At 57.9% G+C, this 19,095-nt stretch carries 20 protein-coding genes; 6 read left to right on the plus strand and 14 right to left on the minus strand.

Features of this window, described 5'->3' with window-relative positions:
- Positions 1 to 62 precede the first annotated feature (62 nt).
- Entirely contained in the window at positions 63 to 1,706 is a 1,644-nt protein-coding gene (locus tag CLH62_RS05085) for a fatty acid--CoA ligase (protein WP_099617036.1), read from the plus strand.
- Positions 1,707 to 1,781: 75 nt separating this feature from the next.
- On the opposite strand, the gene CLH62_RS05090 is transcribed toward CLH62_RS05085, so the two are convergent.
- The 6 genes from CLH62_RS05090 to CLH62_RS05115 all read right to left on the minus strand — a co-directional run bounded on the left by CLH62_RS05090 (position 1,782) and on the right by CLH62_RS05115 (position 6,762).
- On the minus strand, positions 1,782 to 3,035 hold the full coding sequence (locus CLH62_RS05090) for a D-amino acid dehydrogenase (protein WP_099617037.1): 1,254 nt from the start codon (positions 3,033 to 3,035) through the stop codon (positions 1,782 to 1,784).
- An 86-nt stretch (positions 3,036 to 3,121) separates the two neighbouring features.
- Positions 3,122 to 3,478 carry a translation initiation factor Sui1 gene (locus CLH62_RS05095; protein WP_099617038.1) on the minus strand — a complete coding sequence of 119 codons (357 nt, stop codon included), beginning with the start codon at positions 3,476 to 3,478 and terminating at the stop codon, positions 3,122 to 3,124.
- 45 nt (positions 3,479 to 3,523) lie between these two features.
- A complete protein-coding gene (locus CLH62_RS05100) occupies positions 3,524 to 4,060 on the minus strand; it encodes a DUF4136 domain-containing protein (RefSeq protein WP_099617627.1) in 537 nt (178 codons plus the stop codon).
- Between the two features lie 78 nt (positions 4,061 to 4,138).
- Positions 4,139 to 4,744 (minus strand): YigZ family protein, encoded by a 606-nt coding sequence (locus CLH62_RS05105; protein ID WP_099617628.1) that lies wholly within the window; start codon positions 4,742 to 4,744, stop codon positions 4,139 to 4,141.
- 15 nt (positions 4,745 to 4,759) lie between these two features.
- Positions 4,760 to 6,079, minus strand: a complete 1,320-nt coding sequence (locus tag CLH62_RS05110) for a sensor histidine kinase (protein ID WP_099617039.1) — start codon at positions 6,077 to 6,079, stop codon at positions 4,760 to 4,762.
- Positions 6,076 to 6,762: a response regulator transcription factor gene (locus CLH62_RS05115; protein WP_099617040.1), complete on the minus strand. Its 687-nt coding sequence runs from the start codon at positions 6,760 to 6,762 to the stop codon at positions 6,076 to 6,078. The genes CLH62_RS05110 and CLH62_RS05115 overlap by 4 nt, the downstream gene beginning before the upstream one ends.
- Positions 6,763 to 6,934: 172 nt before the next feature.
- Here CLH62_RS05115 and CLH62_RS05120 point away from each other — a divergent pair, with 172 nt between their 5' ends.
- Positions 6,935 to 8,101: a GNAT family N-acetyltransferase gene (locus CLH62_RS05120; RefSeq protein ID WP_099617041.1), complete on the plus strand. Its 1,167-nt coding sequence runs from the start codon at positions 6,935 to 6,937 to the stop codon at positions 8,099 to 8,101.
- A gap of 47 nt (positions 8,102 to 8,148) precedes the next feature.
- Positions 8,149 to 8,814: a hypothetical protein gene (locus tag CLH62_RS05125; protein WP_099617042.1), complete on the plus strand. Its 666-nt coding sequence runs from the start codon at positions 8,149 to 8,151 to the stop codon at positions 8,812 to 8,814.
- 13 nt (positions 8,815 to 8,827) lie between these two features.
- Here the strand turns inward: CLH62_RS05125 and CLH62_RS05130 are convergent, their stop codons facing one another.
- On the minus strand, positions 8,828 to 9,043 hold the full coding sequence (locus CLH62_RS05130) for a dodecin (protein WP_099617043.1): 216 nt from the start codon (positions 9,041 to 9,043) through the stop codon (positions 8,828 to 8,830).
- A 197-nt stretch (positions 9,044 to 9,240) separates the two neighbouring features.
- Here CLH62_RS05130 and CLH62_RS05135 point away from each other — a divergent pair, with 197 nt between their 5' ends.
- Positions 9,241 to 10,011, plus strand: coding sequence for a DUF3750 domain-containing protein (locus tag CLH62_RS05135; protein WP_099617044.1), 771 nt, complete (start codon positions 9,241 to 9,243; stop codon positions 10,009 to 10,011).
- Between the two features lie 172 nt (positions 10,012 to 10,183).
- On the opposite strand, the gene CLH62_RS05140 is transcribed toward CLH62_RS05135, so the two are convergent.
- The 3 genes from CLH62_RS05140 to CLH62_RS05150 form a co-directional block, all read right to left on the minus strand.
- Positions 10,184 to 10,495, minus strand: a complete 312-nt coding sequence (locus CLH62_RS05140) for an AzlD family protein (protein WP_099617045.1) — start codon at positions 10,493 to 10,495, stop codon at positions 10,184 to 10,186.
- Positions 10,492 to 11,241, minus strand: a complete 750-nt coding sequence (locus tag CLH62_RS05145) for an AzlC family ABC transporter permease (RefSeq protein WP_099617046.1) — start codon at positions 11,239 to 11,241, stop codon at positions 10,492 to 10,494. Before CLH62_RS05145 ends, CLH62_RS05140 begins: the two co-directional genes overlap by 4 nt.
- Before the next feature lie 69 nt (positions 11,242 to 11,310).
- A complete protein-coding gene (locus tag CLH62_RS05150) occupies positions 11,311 to 11,853 on the minus strand; it encodes a hypothetical protein (protein ID WP_099617047.1) in 543 nt (180 codons plus the stop codon).
- 350 nt (positions 11,854 to 12,203) lie between these two features.
- Between CLH62_RS05150 and CLH62_RS05155 the strand changes: the two genes are divergently transcribed.
- The gene (locus tag CLH62_RS05155) at positions 12,204 to 13,304 is read left to right on the plus strand and encodes a Glu/Leu/Phe/Val family dehydrogenase (protein ID WP_099617629.1); all 1,101 of its coding nucleotides are present in this window, start codon (positions 12,204 to 12,206) and stop codon (positions 13,302 to 13,304) included.
- A gap of 90 nt (positions 13,305 to 13,394) precedes the next feature.
- Positions 13,395 to 14,807, plus strand: a complete 1,413-nt coding sequence (locus tag CLH62_RS05160) for a sodium-dependent transporter (RefSeq protein ID WP_099617048.1) — start codon at positions 13,395 to 13,397, stop codon at positions 14,805 to 14,807.
- Between the two features lie 7 nt (positions 14,808 to 14,814).
- Here CLH62_RS05160 and CLH62_RS05165 read toward each other — a convergent pair whose 3' ends face one another.
- From CLH62_RS05165 to CLH62_RS05180, 4 genes are all read right to left on the minus strand, one after another.
- On the minus strand, positions 14,815 to 15,717 hold the full coding sequence (locus CLH62_RS05165) for an NAD-dependent protein deacetylase (protein WP_099617049.1): 903 nt from the start codon (positions 15,715 to 15,717) through the stop codon (positions 14,815 to 14,817).
- A gap of 15 nt (positions 15,718 to 15,732) precedes the next feature.
- Positions 15,733 to 16,464: a polyamine aminopropyltransferase gene (locus tag CLH62_RS05170; protein WP_099617050.1), complete on the minus strand. Its 732-nt coding sequence runs from the start codon at positions 16,462 to 16,464 to the stop codon at positions 15,733 to 15,735.
- 287 nt (positions 16,465 to 16,751) lie between these two features.
- Positions 16,752 to 17,315 (minus strand): DUF1415 domain-containing protein, encoded by a 564-nt coding sequence (locus tag CLH62_RS05175; protein ID WP_099617051.1) that lies wholly within the window; start codon positions 17,313 to 17,315, stop codon positions 16,752 to 16,754.
- 86 nt (positions 17,316 to 17,401) lie between these two features.
- A complete protein-coding gene (locus tag CLH62_RS05180; RefSeq protein WP_099617052.1) occupies positions 17,402 to 18,988 on the minus strand; it encodes an ABC-F family ATPase in 1,587 nt (528 codons plus the stop codon).
- Positions 18,989 to 19,095: the final 107 nt, after the last annotated feature.

The raw sequence follows: 19,095 nt of genomic DNA on the forward strand, positions 1-19,095 counted from the left end.
CTGTGTCAGATTTATCCTGTTTCTCGCGATAACATCAACAACTGGGAAAGAGGAAATGAGCAATGGCACAGACCCGCATTTTATCGCCGGCTGACAACGCCTATCAGTATCCGCTGCTGATCAAGCAACTCCTGCTCTCCGGTCCCCGCTACAACCCGGACCAGGAAATCGTGTACGCCAACCGCAGCAAGTACACCTATACCGATCTGGTCGACCGAATCCACCGACTGGCCAACGCGCTGACAGATGCCGGCGTGCAGGCGGGTGATACCGTGGCTGTCATGGACTGGGACACTCCTCGTTACCTCGAGTGCTTCTTTGCCATTCCGATGATTGGTGCCATTCTGCACACCGTCAATGTCCGGTTGTCCCCGGAACAGATTGTTTACACCATGAACCACGCCGAGGATGACGTTGTCCTGGTGCACGACGACTTCCTCCCGATCATCGAGGGCGTCAAAGAAGAGATAAAAACGGTCAAGACCTGGATCCAGCTGACCGACAGTGAAGCGCCACAGGCAACCTCTGTAAATGCCATCGGTGAATATGAGAGTCTGCTGAAAAAGGCCGCCAACCAGTTCGACTTCCCGGACTTCGACGAAAACAGCGTCGCAACCACCTTCTACACCACCGGTACCACCGGTAATCCAAAGGGCGTTTACTTCAGTCACCGCCAGCTGGTGCTGCACACCCTGGCAATGACAGGCACAGTGGCTTCATTCGACGAGATGCCACTCATGCGTTCCTCGTCGGTTTACATGCCAGTGACCCCCATGTTCCACGTTCATGCCTGGGGCGTGCCCTATGCCGCCACCATGATGGGCATCAAACAGGTGTATCCAGGCCGCTATGAACCCGAGTTACTGGTCGACCTTCTGAAAGAGCATAAGGTCACCTTCTCCCACTGCGTACCGACCATCATGCAGATGATGATGGCCACCGAATCCATCAAGACCGCAGACCTGAGCAACTGGCACGTCCTGATTGGCGGCAGCGCACTGACCAAAGGCCTATGCGATGCAGGGGCCAGGCTTGGAATCAAAATGTACACCGCTTACGGCATGTCTGAAACCTGCCCGCTGCTCTGCGCCTCCCACCTCAAGCCGGAAGACATGGAGCTGCCTCTTGAGCAGCAAACCTCGATCCGGGTAAAGACCGGCATTGCGACGCCCATGGTTGAGCTGGAAATCGTGGACCCCGAAGGCAACCCGGTGCCTCATGATGGCGAGGCCAAGGGCGAAATCGTGGCCCGCGCCCCCTGGCTGACCCAGGGTTACTTCAAGGAGCCTGAGAAGGGCAAGGAGCTCTGGGAAGGCGGCTGGCTTCATACCGGAGACGTGGCTTCCATGGAGCCGGACAACACCATCACCATCAAGGATCGCATCAAGGACGTGATCAAGACCGGAGGCGAGTGGCTGTCTTCACTGGACCTGGAGAACCTGATCAGCCAGCACCCGGCTGTTGCCGGCGCTGCGGTGGTCGGCGTACCCGACGAAAAATGGGGCGAACGTCCTCACGCGCTGGTTACCCTCAAGCCCGGTGAAAGTGCCGGTGTTGAGGACATTCAGAACCATTTGAAGCAGTTCGTGGACAGTGGCGAGATCAACAAGTGGGCGATCCCCGGACATATTGATTTCGTTGAGGATATCCCGAAGACGAGTGTTGGAAAGATCAACAAGAAGCTGATCCGGGATCAGCTGAAGTAACAGACCTGGAGTCATAAACAGGTGAAGACGGGTCAGGTGAAGACTGTCATCTGACCCCTTTTTATCAAACCTGTCTTATAACCCGGAAAACGTGAAGTCTACTTCCGGCTTGCGCCCCTCAATGATATCCGCCAGCGCAGCTGCAGACCCACAGGAATGGGTCCACCCCAGCGTGCCGTGTCCGGTATTCAGGTACAGATTTGCGAAGTGGCTTTTGCCGACGTAGGGGACATTGGAGGGAGTGGCCGGGCGCAAGCCGGTCCAGAACTCGGCCTGGTCCCAATAGCCCGCCTCTGGCATTACCTCGGCCGTCCTCCGCACGATGGCGCGGCAGCGGGTGTAATTGAGGTTTCGGCTGTAGCCGCCCAGTTCCGCCGTGCCCGCCACACGAATCCTGTCGCCAAGGCGTGAGTAGACCAGCTTGTATTCATCATCGGTAAGGCTGACCTTGAACGCCGCCTCTTCATTCCTGACCGGTACGGTGATGGAATAGCCCTTCGCCGGATAGATATTCAGGAAGATCCCAAGCTGTCGGGCCAACGCGGCACTGTAGCTACCAAGGCTCAAAACATAGGCGTCGGCCCGCAGGGTCTCGTGGCGCCCATCGGTCAGGGTCTGAACGCCCAGCACACGTTCGCTTGCCTTTTCGAAGCGGAGGATCTGGGTGCTGTATCGGAACTCCACACCGGCCTCGGCACAACACCTGGCCAGGCTCTGGGTGAACATACGGGCGTCACCGGATTCGTCGTCAGAAGTGTAGGTGGCCCCTGCGATCCGGTTCTGGATGGGCTTCAGCGCCGGCTCCAGTTCAACCGCCCGATCAGCATCGATAATCTGCCGGTCGCAGCCAAGAGACTGCATGATCCGGGTAGGCTCTTTGGCACCGTCAAACTCGGCCGGATTGGTGTAAAAGTGCAGAATGCCTTTCTCGAGGTGGTCGTATTGGACATTGGCATCCTTGCGCAGAGCCTGTAGCTGACTGCGACTATAGGTACCAAGATTGACCATCTGGCGAATGTTGTGGGCTGCTTTGGCAGAGGTGCACTCCCCGAGGAAAGACAGTGCCCAGCGCCACTGGGCAGGATCCAGCTTCGGCCGGAACAACAGGGGAGCATCTGCCTGAGTGAGCCATTTCAGCACTTTAAGGGGTGCCGACGGATTGGCCCAGGGCTCGGCATGGGACACCGAAATCTGACCGCCATTGGCGTAACTGGTTTCTAACCCGGCCTGATTTTGTCGGTCAACCACTGTGACCTGGTGCCCCTGCTTTTGCAGAAACCAGGCTGTTGTTATGCCAACAACGCCCGCACCCAAAACCAGTATGTGCATTCTTGCCTCCGGTCAGCTTCAAATCTGGAAATAGTTATCGCGGGCCGTATTGTAGCCTGAGCACACAATGATTGCGTGTTATACCATCAGCCACCGGCACGTTTGACGGTCCAGCCGTTCTGCTCAAGCAGTGGCACGAGGATGTCCCGCTGATCGCCCTGAATTTCAACCACGCCGTCTTTTACGGTGCCGCCGGTACCGCATTTCGCTTTCAGGGTCTTTACGTATGCCTTGAGAGCCTTTTCATCGAGAGGAATGCCGGTAATCAGGGTCACGCCCTTGCCCTTGCGCCCCTTGGTTTCCCGGCTGACTCTTACAATGCCGTCGCCGGCAGGTTGTGTGGATTTGCTGCAGGTACAGTCGGCTACCGGATTCCGGCAACCAGGGCACATGCGCCCCGTCTCGGTGGAGAACACCAGCCCCCCATCGGATCGCTTTTTCATCCTGTCTCCGTGGTTTTCGTGATTTTCTACGTCTAGCTCAATGTATCAGTCGAGGCCCGGCGGATACTTGGTGAACATTTCTGTTACGACTTCGTCGATCAGCTTGCGACGGGTTTCCGGGGACTGGTTTTCATTCAGATAACGACGACTGGCAGCCCTCCAGACCACCTCTTTGCTCGTACTGTCCGCCAGTTCCACCACCAGCTTGCCCTCTTCAACTTCACGGACAGGTGGCGGAGCCGCAAGCGCCCAGCCGAAATTACCGCTGCCAAAGCCAAATCCAAGGCCCAGCCCGGTCTGCTCCAGCCTCTCCTCCGGCACGATCTGCCAGCTCACCAGCAAGTCGGCCTCCGCTTGCGGAACCCGCTGCAGGGCCTTTCGATTGAGCTCTCTTTCAATGGCATCCCTTACCCGGCTGCCATCCAGCGACACAAAGGACGAAGAATCCGCCTCAGTTGTGGGCGCGAATGCCCAGGACGAATAGTTTCCAAAAACCACAGACGAGTTGTAATCCGTCACCACATTGCTGGCACAACCACTCATGGCCAGCGCCACTATCGACAACATCACGAATCGCATCATGTTTTCATCCCTCAATGGAGGATTTTCCTGTTAATCAGTATACGCACAGGTGACGCGTGAAGGCGCCTTTCAGATCCATCACCTTTCAAAACTGTAATCCAGCTTATGGGCATCACAGAATGCCCCGAATTCCCCGACCAGATTCTCAGGAACCGAGAGCCTCGCATGGACGGGAGAACCATAATCAACCGAGTCCAGCGTCGCACCATGCACCTCGCACCAGTGTCTAAGAGGCTGCTCATCGGCGAAAGACAGGGTAACCCTTGTATCAACGACGGGCTGCTGGACAACCCGGCCCACTGCTGACAGGACACTCTCCGCAGCACCCGCGTATGCTCGCACCAGGCCTCCAGCGCCGAGTTTAATGCCCCCGAAATACCGTACTACCATGACCAGTACGTCGCCCATATCCTTGTGCTGGATCACACTCAATATTGGCTTTCCGGCAGTCCCTGATGGCTCACCATCATCGTTCATCGCGGCCTCAGCCGCAGAGCCCGGGCGCCCAATCTGGTAGGCCCAGCAGATGTGGCGGGCATCCGGATGATCCTTGTGGGCCTGCTCCAGCCAGGTTTTCACTTCATCGCGGGAGCTTACCGGGGCCACTCGGGCAATGAAACGACTTTTCTTCACTTCCGTTTCCCGCTCAAGGTATCCTGCCGGTACGGGGTAATCTTTTTTCATCGCAACCTGCTTCATTCAACCCTGGATAAACACCGGAAGACGAACCGTAACCCTTAAACCGCCCGGCTCGCCAACGGCTGCTGTGATCTCGCCATCGTGAGCGGAAACGATGTCTCTGGCAATAGCCAGCCCCAGGCCCCAGCCCGTTCCACCCCGGGATTTATCGGCCCGGAAGAATGGCTCGAACAGGTGCGGCACTAACTCCTCCGGGACCCCGGGGCCCTCATCTTCTATGGTCAGATCAAGCCACCCATCCGACACAGATACGGCAAGGTTAACGACCTTGCCGGGTGGCGTGTGATCCAGCGCATTTTGCAGAATATTATCGATTGCCCGCTGTAACAGCCCCTCATCGCCCAGCACCGAGGTACCGGCACTTTCCGGCGAGGCAACAAGCTTACAATCAACACCCTGATGTTCCGCGTAATCGGCCGCATCCTGCAGCACCCGGTTAATCACCTTGACCGGCTTCAGGGGCTCCCGCTCAATATCCCCGCCAGCCTCGGTAACCCGGTACAACGCCAGGATCTGGCCCGTCATCGTTTCGAGTCGCTCGTTCTGGCGCAGAATGCTGGCCATCAGTTCCTCATCCGCGCCGTCCTCAATCGCCAGTTCAATGGCGACACGCTGACGGGCCAGGGGTGTACGCAGGTCATGGGAAATGTCCCGAAGCAGGTGCTTTTGCCGCTCCAGCAGGCTGCATAGCTGCTCCGTCATGGCATTGAATGCCGTTGCCAGCTGACCCACTTCATCCCGGCGCCTGGCGATCTTATTGCTGACTCTGAGGGAATTATCGCCGCTGGCAATGGCCTGAGCGGTCGTTTCCATATGCCGAAGCGGCCGTGAAACAAGGCGGGCGATCCACCAACACGCCAGGGAAATCATGATCAACGCCAGCCCCAGTTCTATGGCACGGAAGAACTTCGGATCCAGCCAGCCGGCACCGTTAATTCGCGGCCAGGCCACCAGGCGGTACCCATCACCAACATCGAGAACCGCCGGTTTCTGCGGATACCAGCCCGAATTCATCCTGTCACGGATAAATGAGGGCAGCTTGCCATCGTTCTCGTCCTGCTCAATCAGAACGAGGTACAACTCAAGACGCTCGCCCTCGGACCGCAGAAAGCGCCAGGCCTCACTCCGATCGCCGGACTCACGGATTTCTATCGCCTCCTCGGCCAGATCCCTGAGGCCCACCTGGCGCTCTATGGCCTCCCTTTCACGATCCAGAAGCACACGGGTAGCCAGGTTGCTGACCACCACAGTCACAGCCATGGCCAGCCAGATCGAGAGGAAAATCCGCCAGAACAGTGGGAAAATGGTCCGGCGCTTCATGCTGGCACCCGGTAACTGTAACCGAGCCCGCGAACTGTCTCGATCCTGGGCGGATCGTCATTGCCCAGCTTCTTGCGGAGATTGCTGATGTGCATATCGAGGGTCCGGTCGTAAGCCTCAAGCCTTCGGCCAAGGGCCCACTGCATAAGATCGGTTTTTCGTACCACGCTGCCCGCATGGGCGAGCAGAACCTGCAGCACTTCGTATTCGGTGGCGGTCAGATCCAGCACTTCATCGTTCTGGAAAATCCGCCGGTGGCCGGGCTCAACCCTGATATCTCCGTAGGTCCTGGCAGCATTGACCTCTGTTTTCTGATCCCAGGCAATCCTGCGCAACAGCGCCTGCAGACGAGCCACCAGCTCCCTGGGGTTACAGGGTTTGGGAATGTAATCATCGGCACCCACTTCGAACCCCACGATCCGGTCGGTTTCATCGCCCCTGGCCGTCAATAGCACAACGGGCAAATGGGTTTCCGCTCTCAGCTCTCGCAGCACCTCAAGGCCACTGATATCCGGCAGCATGATATCCAGAACCACGATGTCGCAGTGCTGACCCAAAGCCAGAGCCAGCCCGTCCCGGCCATTGGCCGCTTCACGGACGGTAAACCCCTGGTTGGTCAGGTAGCGGGCAAGCAGCTCTCGCAGTTCGTCATCGTCTTCGACCAGTAAAACCCTGTTCTGCATCTTTGTTCTCCACCGTGGCTGCCTGAAGTCTAACATGCTGCTGGCAAGCTGCTGATTCGGCGCAATTTCCTTTGCAGAACATTTACAAAGGCCCGATCTTCATTGACGAGGGGTGATCAGAAGCCGGGTTCTGACGTATGGTATCGGGTAGATCAAGGAGCTCTTTCCAACCATGTCAGTAACCGGACTGTCTTCTCTCACCCTGGAAACCTGTGCCAGCGTCAATGCCATCCCGCAGCGGGATTGGCAACGGCTGGCGGGGCACTCCAACCCGTTTCTCCGCCAGGAGTTCTTCCAGGCTCTGGAGGACGCCGGCTGTACCACGGCAGCCGCCGGATGGGCGCCCAGCCACCTGGTTTTCCGAATGGCCGGCAGGATTGTCGGCGTGGCGCCGGCTTTTCTGAAAAGCCACTCCATGGGCGAATACGTGTTTGACTGGGCCTGGGCCGAGGCCTATCAGCGCCACGGGCTGGACTACTACCCGAAATTGCTGATCGCCATTCCGTTTACGCCCTCCACCGGGCCCAGATTGCTGTTGGATCCGGCCTTACGCGAACAGCTCAAACCGGAACAGCTCCACAACCTGCTGGATACGCTGACGGACAGGCTTGGCGCACACTCCTGGCACTTGCTGTTCCCGGACGCCGATGACCAGAAGCTGCTCCATCACGACCAGGCACTGCACCGCCTCGGGTGCCAATTCCATTGGCACAACCACGGCTACCGGAATTTCGAGGCTTTCCTTGGGGCGCTGAACTCTCGCAAGCGTAAATCAATCCGCAAGGAACGCCGGCAGGTGGCTGAGCAAGGCATTTCCTTTGCCCGCTTTCACGGCCGGGACATTCCGGACCATGTGCTTTCAACATTCTACGTGTTTTACCAGGCAACCTATCTGAAACGGGGCCAACGTCCTTACCTGAACAAACGCTTTTTCGAACTGCTGCGGGCGCACCTACCGGAGCACCTGCACATCGTGATGGCCGCCCGCGAGGGCGAGATGATTGCCGGAGCCCTGTTTCTTGCCGGGGAAGACACCCTCTACGGGCGCTACTGGGGCTGCCTCGATGAATACAACCACCTGCATTTCGAGACCTGCTATTACCAGGGCATCGAGCTGGCGATGGATCTTGGTCTTCAGCACATTGACGCCGGCGCCCAGGGCGAACACAAGTTGGTGCGGGGCTTTGAACCGGTCATTACCCATTCCTGGCACGGCATTCTGCACCCGGGCTTCCGGGAGGCTATCGAAAACTTCACCCTCGAAGAGGCTGACCATGTGTTAGGTTACCTCAACGATGCAAAATCCGCTCTTCCGTTCCGACAGCAGGGGCAGGATTAGCTTCTATACTGAAGATCCGAGACAGGAATTGGACGGAGTTAGATACCATGGACACGGACGCGCTTTGGCGCATGCTTTCATCAGTCAATTTACCGCTATTTGTCTCCGCGGGAGCCTTTCTGCTTGCCCTGATTTCCCTTAGCCTTATTTCTGGGGCCCGGCGCCGCAACCAGGACCAACTGGCAAACTTGCGCGAGAAGTGCGACACGCTCTGGCGTGAATTGGATGACATTCGCGTAGCGCAATTCAACCGTCCCGGAAGTGCCGGAAGTGCCGGGGCATCCTCGCCATTTGAAGAAGCCTCCTACCATACCGAGATGCAGGCCTACAGTAAGATCTGGCCCCAGGTGTGGCAACTGTACGAACGCCTGGGCACGTTCCTGAGGGCTGTAGAAGCGGGTGAAGCTGCAGGAGAGCTGAGACTCGAATCCCGGAACGCTGCCCTGGAAGCACGAAATTTGCTGAACAGGAACCGCCCATTCTGCAGCCAGTCCGTAGATGAGCTGGTCACACGATTGATTGACGCCGAAATCAAGGCACACCTTGCCGCCTGCCAGTATCTGGATTTGCTCAAAGACGTTTCCAGCGCCTCTTCCGGCCACGACCGGAGGGTTCTGCAGGACAAATGCCACAGCCTGCATGAGGGGGAAGCCCGAGACCTGATGAATCAGCTGGCGGCATCAATCCGGCAACGGGCCATCCGGGCCAGTTGAAGACCCGCGTGCTTTAGCTCTCAGCAATACGGAAGCCCACTTTCATCACCACCTGATAATGGCCCACCTTGCCCCCAACAATATGGCCACGGGTTTCCGTCACTTCAAACCACTCCATGTTACGAACACTTTTGCCACACTCTTCAAGCGCGTTTTCGATGGCGTCTTCAATGCTTTTTTGGGACGAGCCAACAATTTCCACTTTCTTATACACGTGATGGTCAGACATTACATGGCTCCCTGAAAGATCATTTGTGATACTACTGAGACTAGAAGAGAAGCCGGGCTCCGGCAAACCACCACAGGTTTCACAGGCTCATCTGATCGCTCCCGACTGGCGTATTTGTTCACTACAATTATCCAGGGGGCAAGGAACTTCATGTTCTTTACGGGGTCCCGGTGGTTTCCATATTTCGGACAGGGTTCATGAAACGATTTTTCAAATACACCAGCTGGTTTCTTGGCGGCCTGCTGTTCCTGCTCTCCGGCCCACTCCTGCTGGCCACCAGCGGCAGTTTGCAGGGCGCGGAAAGTTGGCACACCGCCACCCGTGCAAGCGCAGGAATTGCACCACCACCGGAAACAACCAAGGCGGCCATCGTGCAGGTATACGGCGCCCGGGCCTGGAGCTGGCGCGGCTACTTCGCCGTGCACACCTGGATCGCCACCAAGGAAAAAGGTGCCAGCCATTACAAGGTTCACGAGGTCACCGGCTGGCGCAGCTATGTGGTCAATTCCCGCCCCGGAGAACCGGACCGGCACTGGTATGGAGCCAAACCGGAGCTGTATGCGGACATACGTGGTGAAGAAGCGGAAGAGCTGATTCCGGACATCTACCAGGCGGTGGAGTCCTATCCCTACCCGACAGAATATGAAGCCTGGCCCGGGCCCAACAGCAACACCTTTACCGCCTGGGTGATCCGGGAAACCGAAGGGCTGGAGGTGGCGCTGCCAAACCATGCCATTGGCAAGGACTATCTGGGAGACCACGTTACAGCACCCGTTCCGGGTGGATCAGGCTATCAGTTGTCGTTCGGGGGCTACTTTGGTTTGTTGGTGGGCGTTCGCGAAGGTTTGGAACTTAATGTGCTGGGCTTGTCTTTCGGGGTTAATCCGCTGGGATTGGGCATCAAGCTTCCCGGTATTGGAGAACTCGCCTTGCGAAACACCAACCCGATGTCCTCTGATTCAGAGTAGGCAGACGGTCGGAGCGGGGTGGGGCTCCCAAAAAACGCTGTAAATACGTCCCTGTACGCTTGGCTCCGCCATCCATGGCTCCGCACATTTTTGGGAGCCCCACCCCGCTCCGACCTGCTTCTCAGCAGGCCGTCACAGACCAGCAAATTTCAATCCGCTTAGAATCGGCAGCTTACGCCAGATAACGCACTACCCCGGCCGCCGCAATGCCTGCGGCGATGGCTGGTAAAGGCTTGCGCAAGGCAAGCATGGTCACTGCGGTGACCACCAGGGCCGCGAGTGCCCCGGCATCACCACTGACTGCCATGGGCACGATGATGGCGATCAGAACCGAACTGGCCATGGTGTTGATGAAGCTTTCGATCCGGGGATTGATCCGCACAAACGACATGATGAAAACGCCGCCAAAGCGGGTCAGCAGGGTAACCGCGGTCATGATCGCGATGAGCGCCAGAATGCCGGCAGCGGTGGTTTCAATGGTCATGGGCGCTCCCCTTCTCCCTCTACTTCTGACTCGGCAGCGTCAGGCTTGTGCTCAAGCCAGAAGAACCCGATTGCGCCACCCGCCAGGGCTCCGACCACAACGTGGGTATTGGGCGGTAGCCATTTCCAGGCGGCGAGCGAGGCAAGGGCCGCCACTGTCCAGGCCACCAACACTCGGGGTGATTTTTTCCCGCCCAACGCCATGGCCAGCAAGAAACAACCAAGAACCATATCCAACCCGAGGGATTTCGGATCCTGCAACAAACCACCAAAGTAGACACCCAGCCAGGTACCGACAATCCAGGCCAGCCAGAGCACCAGCCCGCCGCCTAGAATCACCTCAAGATTACGCCGACCGCTCTGATATTCCTGAGCCGAGATTGCCCAGTTGGCATCGGTCAGCAGCAACAACAGGCCATACCGCTTACCTGGAGACAGATCCTTGAGCATCGGGTATAGCGAAGCGCCCATGAGCAAATGGCGGGAATTGATGGCAAATACCACGGCCATCAAGGGCAGGATCGAAACGTCGCTGCCCCACATGTCGACGGCTGCAAACTGGGAGGCACCGGCAAAAACCGTGGTACTCATCAGGATGGCTTGCAGCGGCTGGAGCCCCTTCTGGGTCGCGGCCAGGCCGAAGGCAGCACCAAACGCCACCACAAACAACGAGATGGGTAAGAGCCGAAAGAATTCAGCGCGCACCTTGGCAGGCTGGAGCTGATAAGAATAGGAAGCGACGGACATCCGGGGAAGCTATGTCAGTTTCCCCGGTCAGCGTATAGGTAGATACCGAAGTAACCCCCCAATCTGCGACTAATGGACTACGTGCACCTTGCCATCCGCCGCTGCGAACGGATTATTGAAGCTGCTGCCTTCACCCTGGAGCTTGGCCTCCGGATGATTCAGGGCCATCAGTTCTTTCATTTGTGCCACGTCGGCCTTCGGCACGTCCACCATCACCAGGTGGCGACCGGCCTCGATGTCGCTGTGGTATTTTCGGATTCGGTAGTTCTCTGTTCCTATACCGCCGAATCCGCCAAGCCAGCCACCGGCAAGGACCGCAAATACGCCCATTGCCACGTAGGCCGCTGGAGGCCAGCCAAGCCCGCCCCAGATCGCCATGGGTATCACAAAGAACAGCGTAAACAGTGCGCCAATGATCATCCCCCGCTCAACAAACCTGGGCAGATCGGTCTTATCGAGCACACTGGCGGAATGCAGCCTGTGAGTATAGAGGCCCGCCTCGTCCTTGCTGAAAATATGAAAACGCCAGTCGGTAATACCCTGCTCATGAAGGTCTTCAGAGATGCTTTCAACGCTATCGATGGAGTCCACGAGATAGAAAAGCCGTTTCATAATATTCCCCCTACTCAGAAACCCTGAGTCAGACGATATACCCTGATTATAAATTAACCAGCGCTGGTAACCTCATGAATGCTGGAACCGTTTTACGATAAGCAGAGGCAGGATATGACGCTTGCGTCTATTAGTTCGCTTTTGCATGTTGACGTTAACGTCAATTATGGCTAGTTTGTTTTCGTCCAGCCCCAAAAGGGCGCATTCCAATGGGAAAACCCCAACGGAAAAACCGGACACCTGAAATCAAAACGCCGGCCACAAGCCGGACGACAAGAACAAGATACCCGCTCATGCCGAGATCCGGCCCGGTGGGAGAGGATTTCAACATGCTCGATAGCACCCCCTCCATGAACGTATTCAGCCATCCTGAATTCGACAACCACGAACACCTGTCCTTTTTCTGCGACCCGGAAACCGGACTGAAAGCCATTGTTGCCATCCATAACACCTCCCGCGGCCCTGCCCTGGGCGGTTGCCGGATGTTTCCCTACACCACGGACGAAGAAGCCCTGCGCGATGTGCTGCGGCTGTCCCGAGGCATGACCTACAAATCCGCCCTGGCCAACCTGGATCTGGGCGGCGGCAAATCAGTGATCCTTGGCGATCCCCGAAAAGACAAGACCGACGCCCTGATGGAAGCCATGGGCCGCCACCTGGAGGCCCTGGGTGGCCAGTACATTGCGGCGGAGGACTCCGGCACCAGCGTTCCTGATCTCAAGGTGATGGGCCGGTACACAAAACACGTAGCGGGTATCGCTGCGCGCCCCGGCTTTGATGGAAACCCGAGCAACGGCGACCCGTCTCCGGCCACCGCCTATGGCACGTATATCGGCCTCAAGGCAGCCGTAAAGCACAGGCTCGGCCGGAATGACCTCAAAGGTCTGAAGGTGGCTATCCAGGGCATTGGCAACGTCGGTTTCCGGCTGGCCAAACACCTCAAAGAAGCCGGCGCCGAGCTGTGGGTATACGACATCCACCAAGACAACATGCGCCGGGCAGTGGACCAGCTGGGCGCCAAACCGGCCGCCGCTCAGGACATCCTGCTCCTGCCGGTGGACGTAGTTGCTCCCTGTGCGATGGGCGCGGTGCTCAACGATGACAGCATTCCGCAACTGCAGGCCAGCGTCGTGGCCGGCGCTGCCAATAATCTGCTGGAACACCCGGAGCATGACGCCATGCTACGTGATCGGGGCATCCTCTATGCACCGGACTTCGCCATCAACGCGGGGGGCATCATCGATGTCTTCTACGAGCGCACCGGCGCCACACCGGAAACGGTGCGCGCCCATGTGGAAACCATCGGCGACACCCTGACCGAGATCTTTAACCGTTCCGACCGCTCGGGCCGCCCAACCGGGGAGGTCGCCAACGAGCTTGCGGAAGAACGGTTCCAAAGGCACACCGCCGGTGCCGGGCTTGCGCCCGAGCGGTCGGCTCGCACCGGGTAACCTGACACCGGCGCATCCCTCCGGGGGCTGCAGGCTTGTGAAGCCCCCTTTTAAACCCTGATACAAAAACAAATACTCCGGGAGATAGTTATGTCTGTCACTTCATCAGATTCCGCCGCCTATTCGGGGGCGCTTGAAGGTTCAAACGCCAAACGCGGGCTCTGGTCATCACGCCTTGCCTTCATCCTTGCAGCCACTGGTTCCGCCGTCGGCCTCGGTAATATCTGGAAGTTCCCCTACGTCACGGGCGAGAACGGCGGTGGCGCCTTTGTTCTGGTTTATCTGCTGTGCATCGCCGTTGTCGGTATTCCCATCATGATGGCGGAAGTCATGATCGGCCGTCGCGGTGGTTGCAGCCCGGTCAAGAGCTTGAGCCTGATTGCCGAGCGGGACCGCCTCAATTCAGCCTGGAAGCTGGTAGGTGCCGTAGGCATTCTGGCGGGCTTCCTGATTCTCTCGTTCTATTCGGTCATCGGCGGCTGGGCCATTTCCTACGTTGGCACCACCGCAAGCGGGCAACTCGCCGGACAGTCCGCCGAGGCGGTTGGCGCCATCTTCTCCGGGCTGCTCAGTGACCCCACCACCCTACTGGCCTGGCACACCCTGTTCATGGCCCTGGTGATGGTTGTGGTTGCCAGGGGTGTACGCTCAGGGCTTGAGCGGGCCGTCAGCATCCTGATGCCGGCCCTGTTCGTTCTGCTGCTGATTGTCGTGGGCTACGCCATGACTACCGGCCACTTTGGCCAAGCCGCTGCCTTCCTGTTCCAGCCGGATTTCTCCAAGCTCACTACCTCAGGAATACTGGTAGCGCTGGGGCACGCGTTTTTTACCCTGAGCCTCGGTATGGCCGTGATGATGGCCTACGGCTCCTACCTGCCCAAGAACATCTCCATCGCCAAGACGTCTATGGCTGTCTCTGTCATTGATACTGGCGTGGCACTGCTCGCGGGCCTGGCAATTTTCCCGATCGTGTTTGCCAATGGGCTGGAGCCAGGTGCGGGCCCGGGCCTGATCTTCCAGACCCTGCCGCTGGCCTTCGGTCAGATGCCGATGGGCTCGCTGTTCGGCACTCTGTTCTTTGTGCTGCTGATATTTGCCGCCTGGACGTCCGGGATTTCGCTGCTAGAGCCGATTGTGGAATGGCTTGAAGAGCGGAAAGGCATGAATCGCACAGTGAGCACACTGGGTGCTGGCATTGTCTGCTGGGCGCTAGGTATTGCATCGATCCTGTCCCTGAACCTGTGGTCTGACTTCGCACCACTGGGCTTCGTACCGATGCTGGAAGGCAAGACCATCTTCGACCTTCTGGACTTCTTCACCGCCAACATCATGCTGCCTCTGGGAGGTCTGTTGGTTGCCCTGTTTGCCGGCTGGGTGATGTCCCGTCAAGCCATGGAGAGGGAGCTTTCCCTTTCCCCGGCCATGTTCAATTTGTGGCTGATTACCGTGCGCTTCGTTACCCCGGTGGCAGTCGCCGTGGTATTTATCTACAACCTGATGTAACCCGCCGCTAAAGCTGATCGAGGGAGGCCTTCAGGGTCTCCCCGATCCTTGCATTAAGTTTCAGATCCACCAGATCTTCTGCCCGAGTCCGGCCCAGGTTCAGCGTGGCAATCGGCTTGTTCCATTCGTTTGCATAGCGGCAGAATCGAAAACCGGAATAGACCATCAACGAGGAACCAATCACCAGCAGACCATCGCTGGCCTTGAGCGTATCAAGTGCCGAATACACACGGTCCTTGGGGACAAAATCTCCGAAAAACACCACATCCGGCTTCAGAATACCTTCACACGTCGGGCAATCCGCCAGCCGGAAATCCGAGAAGTCCACATCCAGATCCGCGTCACCATCCGGCGCCGTGTCTGCCGTATACTTTCGGAATCCGGGATTCAGATCGCCACACCGATCGTGCACTTCATCTCTCGGGCAACGGTAGCCGCAGCTCATACACACCACCTCATCAGCCCGACCGTGAAGATCCGTCACCGCCCGGGTGCCGGCCTTCTGATGCAGTCGATCCACGTTCTGGGTCACTACCAGGCTACTATGGTTGAGCAGTTCCAGTTCCGAGATGCAATGGTGGGAGGGGTTGGGCGTGGCATTTCGCATCACTGGCCAGCCGATCAGGCTGCGACCCCAGTAACGCTGGCGGGTGTGAAAATCCTCCATAAACGCGTTGTGCTGAACCGGCTGCTTGCGTTTCCAGGCGCCGTCGCCATCCCGGTAGTCCGGAATACCGGAATCGGTGCTCACCCCGGCGCCGGTGAGAATCAGTAAACGGGGGTGGCTGTGGATAAACTCCGCCAGCAACACACCCGCCTCCGCCGGCTCATGCAGCACGGCCGGCTGCGCCTTTTCGGGCAGGCGCTGGCTGGAGCTGAAAGGTCGGCTGCGGTGTGTGGTTTCAGGCATACAAGCTCCGGTTTCTCAGCCCGGTTTGCGGGCCAAATACACGGTGTTGAACGATTCCCTGTTCTGGAACGGATTAAAAAAGGATACGACATGGCAGGCGACATCGATGAATACTTCATTTAAAACCGCCATGAACTCATCATCCTCGCCCTCGTTGGACCACATGGCAAATACGCCCCGGGGCTTCAGTTGCCGGGCCATCAGGCGGAGGTTGTTGGCGGTGTAGAAGCTGGCGCTGGAATCGTGCAGCAGGGCCCGGGGCGAGTGGTCGATGTCGAGGAGAATGGCATCGAATTGCTTGCCGGGGTTATCCGGATCAAAGCCGCCGGTGTCAGGGTCGGCAACGGCCAGATCGAAGAAGCTGCCATGGACGTAGCGGTTGCGGGAGTCGGCATTCAGGTCTTTGCCCAGGGGCACGAGTTCCTGCTGGTGCCAGCCGATAACAGGTTCGAGGTATTCGACAACGAGTTGTTCGGCCACGCGCTGGTGTTTGAGGGCGGCGACGGCGGTGTACCCCAGGCCAAGTCCGCCAACGACAACACTGAGGTTATCCCCTTCGGTTTCACCCAGTCCGATATCGGAGAGGGCGATTTCAGCGTCCACGAACATGCTGGACATGAGGAATTCCTCGCCCAGTTTCACCTCAAAGATGTCCCGGTCACCAATAGCCGGAATGCGGCGTCTGCGCAGGGTGATCTCGCCGATTACCGAGGGTTGGCTGTCAATTTGCTCGAAAAGCAGGCCCATTTGTTCTGACTCTTCTGGTTGGTCTGGTTTGCAGCTGTAACGTTATTTCTGAGTTTGCCGCCCCCTGGCCGTCAAATCCGTGCATTCGCCGGTGGGCAGGGCTTTCCAAAACACGCTCCTTGCGGCACATCCATGTGACGCTTGGGCTCCGCCCCTCTGCGCTTATTGCTCCTGCGTCGCGCAGAGGGCCCTGGGCAGGCCGTCCATGGCCTGCCCGTGAAGAGCTTCTCGCTCTTCACCCATGGCTCCGCACAGTTTTGGAAAGCCCTGCCCACCGGCTCCTCATCCTACTCCCCTGTATCCGGCGAGTTCTCCAGGCAGTTAGCGAGGATTTCCCGCATCTTCTCCGCCCCCAGATTTTCCATCAACTCAATGTTTCGCTCGGGGATTCCGTCCACATCTGGATAACTGTCAATCGCCGCCTCCAGACTGGCTTCCCTTAACAGATGCAGCATCGGGAACGGTGAACGGTTGGTGTAGTTCTCCGCCGCGTCCGGCTCGGTGCCCGCAAACTGGTAATCCGGATGGAAACTGGCGATCTGGTAAACGCCCTCCATCTCCAGATACGCCAACAAACCATCCGCCGCGTCCAGAAATTCATTGTAGATCCCGAAGTCCTGCAATACACCCGGGTGGACCAACAGGGTGGTTTCGATCTCGGGTTCGTCTTCCAGTCGCTGAAGCTCCGAGTGCAGGGCCTGCAGCAGCTCGTCTTCGGTCTCGGCTTCCGAAACGACAAACCGAACCCGGTTCCGGACCAGTTCCCGTTTGGCGAACGGACACAGGTTGTAGCCGACGACTACGTCTTCCACCCATTTGCGGGTTGCGGTAATAATTTCGGTCTCGCCCATGCTGCGTTCTCATATAGTTATAAAGGCCGCACAGAAGTCCGATCGGGCAGCCCCAAGGTTTAAGCTTTAACAACGAGGTTTAAGGCTTAAACGTACCCCTGACTCCGTAGATAATCATCATAAGACCCACTGAAGTCAGTAATACCGTCGGCCTTAAGCTCAATAATCCGGGTAGCCAAAGAAGAAACAAACTCCCGGTCATGGCTGACGAAAATCAGGGTGCCCGGATAGTTCTCCAGCGCCAGGTTCAGCGCCTCAATGGACTCCATATCCAGGTGGTTCGTAGGCTCATCCATCAGCATCACATTCGGCTTCTGAAGAATCAGCTTGCCGAACAACATCCGCCCCTGCTCGCCACCGGAAATCACGCGGACAGATTTGGCGATATCATCGCCGGAGAACAGCATACGCCCAAGGGTACCGCGAACCAGTTGTTCGCCACCGGTGGTCCACTGGGCCATCCAGTCGGCCAGAGTGGCGTCGTCAGCAAAATCCTCGGTGTGGTCCTGGGCGAAGTAACCCACCTCGGCGCTGTCGGTCCACTTCACTTCACCGGAATCCGGTGTCATTTTGCCGGCCATGCACTGCAGCAGGGTGGTCTTGCCGATGCCGTTGGGGCCAATAATGGCCACCCGCTCACCAGCTTCAATCTGCAGGTTCAGTTTCGACAATACACACTCTTCACCGAAGCCCTTGTAGAGATCTTTCAGGGTGACCGCCTGGCGGTGAAGCTTTTTGGTCTGCTCAAAGCGGATAAACGGGCTCACTCGACTTGAGGGCTTTACTTCTTCCAGCTGAATCTTATCGATCTGGCGTGCCCGGGACGTGGCTTGCTTGGCCTTGGAGGCGTTGGCAGAGAAGCGGCTGACGAACTGCTGCAGCTCGGCAATCTGGGCCTTTTTCTTGGCGTTGTCCGACAACATGCGCTCTCGGGCCTGGGTGGCGGCGGTCATGTATTCGTCGTAGTTGCCGGGGAACAGGCGCAGTTCGCCATAATCCAGATCCGCCATGTGCGTGCACACGCTATTCAGGAAGTGTCGATCATGCGAAATGATGATCATGGTGCTGTTACGGGCCACCAGGATGTTTTCCAGCCAGCGGATGGTGTTAATATCCAGGTGGTTGGTAGGCTCGTCCAGCAGCAGTACATCCGGATCGGAGAACAGCGCCTGGGCCAGCAAGACCCGCAGCTTCCAGCCAGGCGACAGGGCGCTCATGGGGCCATTGTGCTGTTCCAGGGGAATTTCCAGGCCTAACAGCAGCTCGCCTGCGCGGGAGTCCGCAGTGTAGCCGTCCAGTTCGGCAAATCGGACTTCGAGGTCCGCCACCGCCATGCCGTCTTCTTCGGTCATTTCTGCCAGCGAATAAATGCGGTCGCGCTCAGCCTTTACTTCCCAGAGCTCTTCATGCCCCATGATCACGGTGTCGATGACACTGCAGTTCTCAAAGGCGAACTGGTCCTGGCGCAACTTGCCCAGGCGGGTGTTGGGCTCCAGCATCACCTGGCCGGCCGAGGGGTCAAGATCTCCACCGAGGATTTTCATGAATGTGGACTTGCCGGACCCGTTGGCGCCGATCAACCCGTAACGGTTGCCGTTGCCGAACTTTGCGGAAACGTTTTCAAACAGGGGCTTGGCCCCGAATTGCATGGTGATATTGGCAGTGGAAATCAAGAAGCAAACCTGTCGATGTGGGGCCGGCCGGGCGCCGGCTAAACGAAAGAGCGCATTGTACAGGTTTGCTGGCAGGACTGTGAGACCGCAGAAACACGGATAAAAAG

Origin of the sequence: Marinobacter guineae (assembly GCF_002744735.1) — a bacterium.
Taxonomy (GTDB): domain Bacteria; phylum Pseudomonadota; class Gammaproteobacteria; order Pseudomonadales; family Oleiphilaceae; genus Marinobacter; species Marinobacter guineae.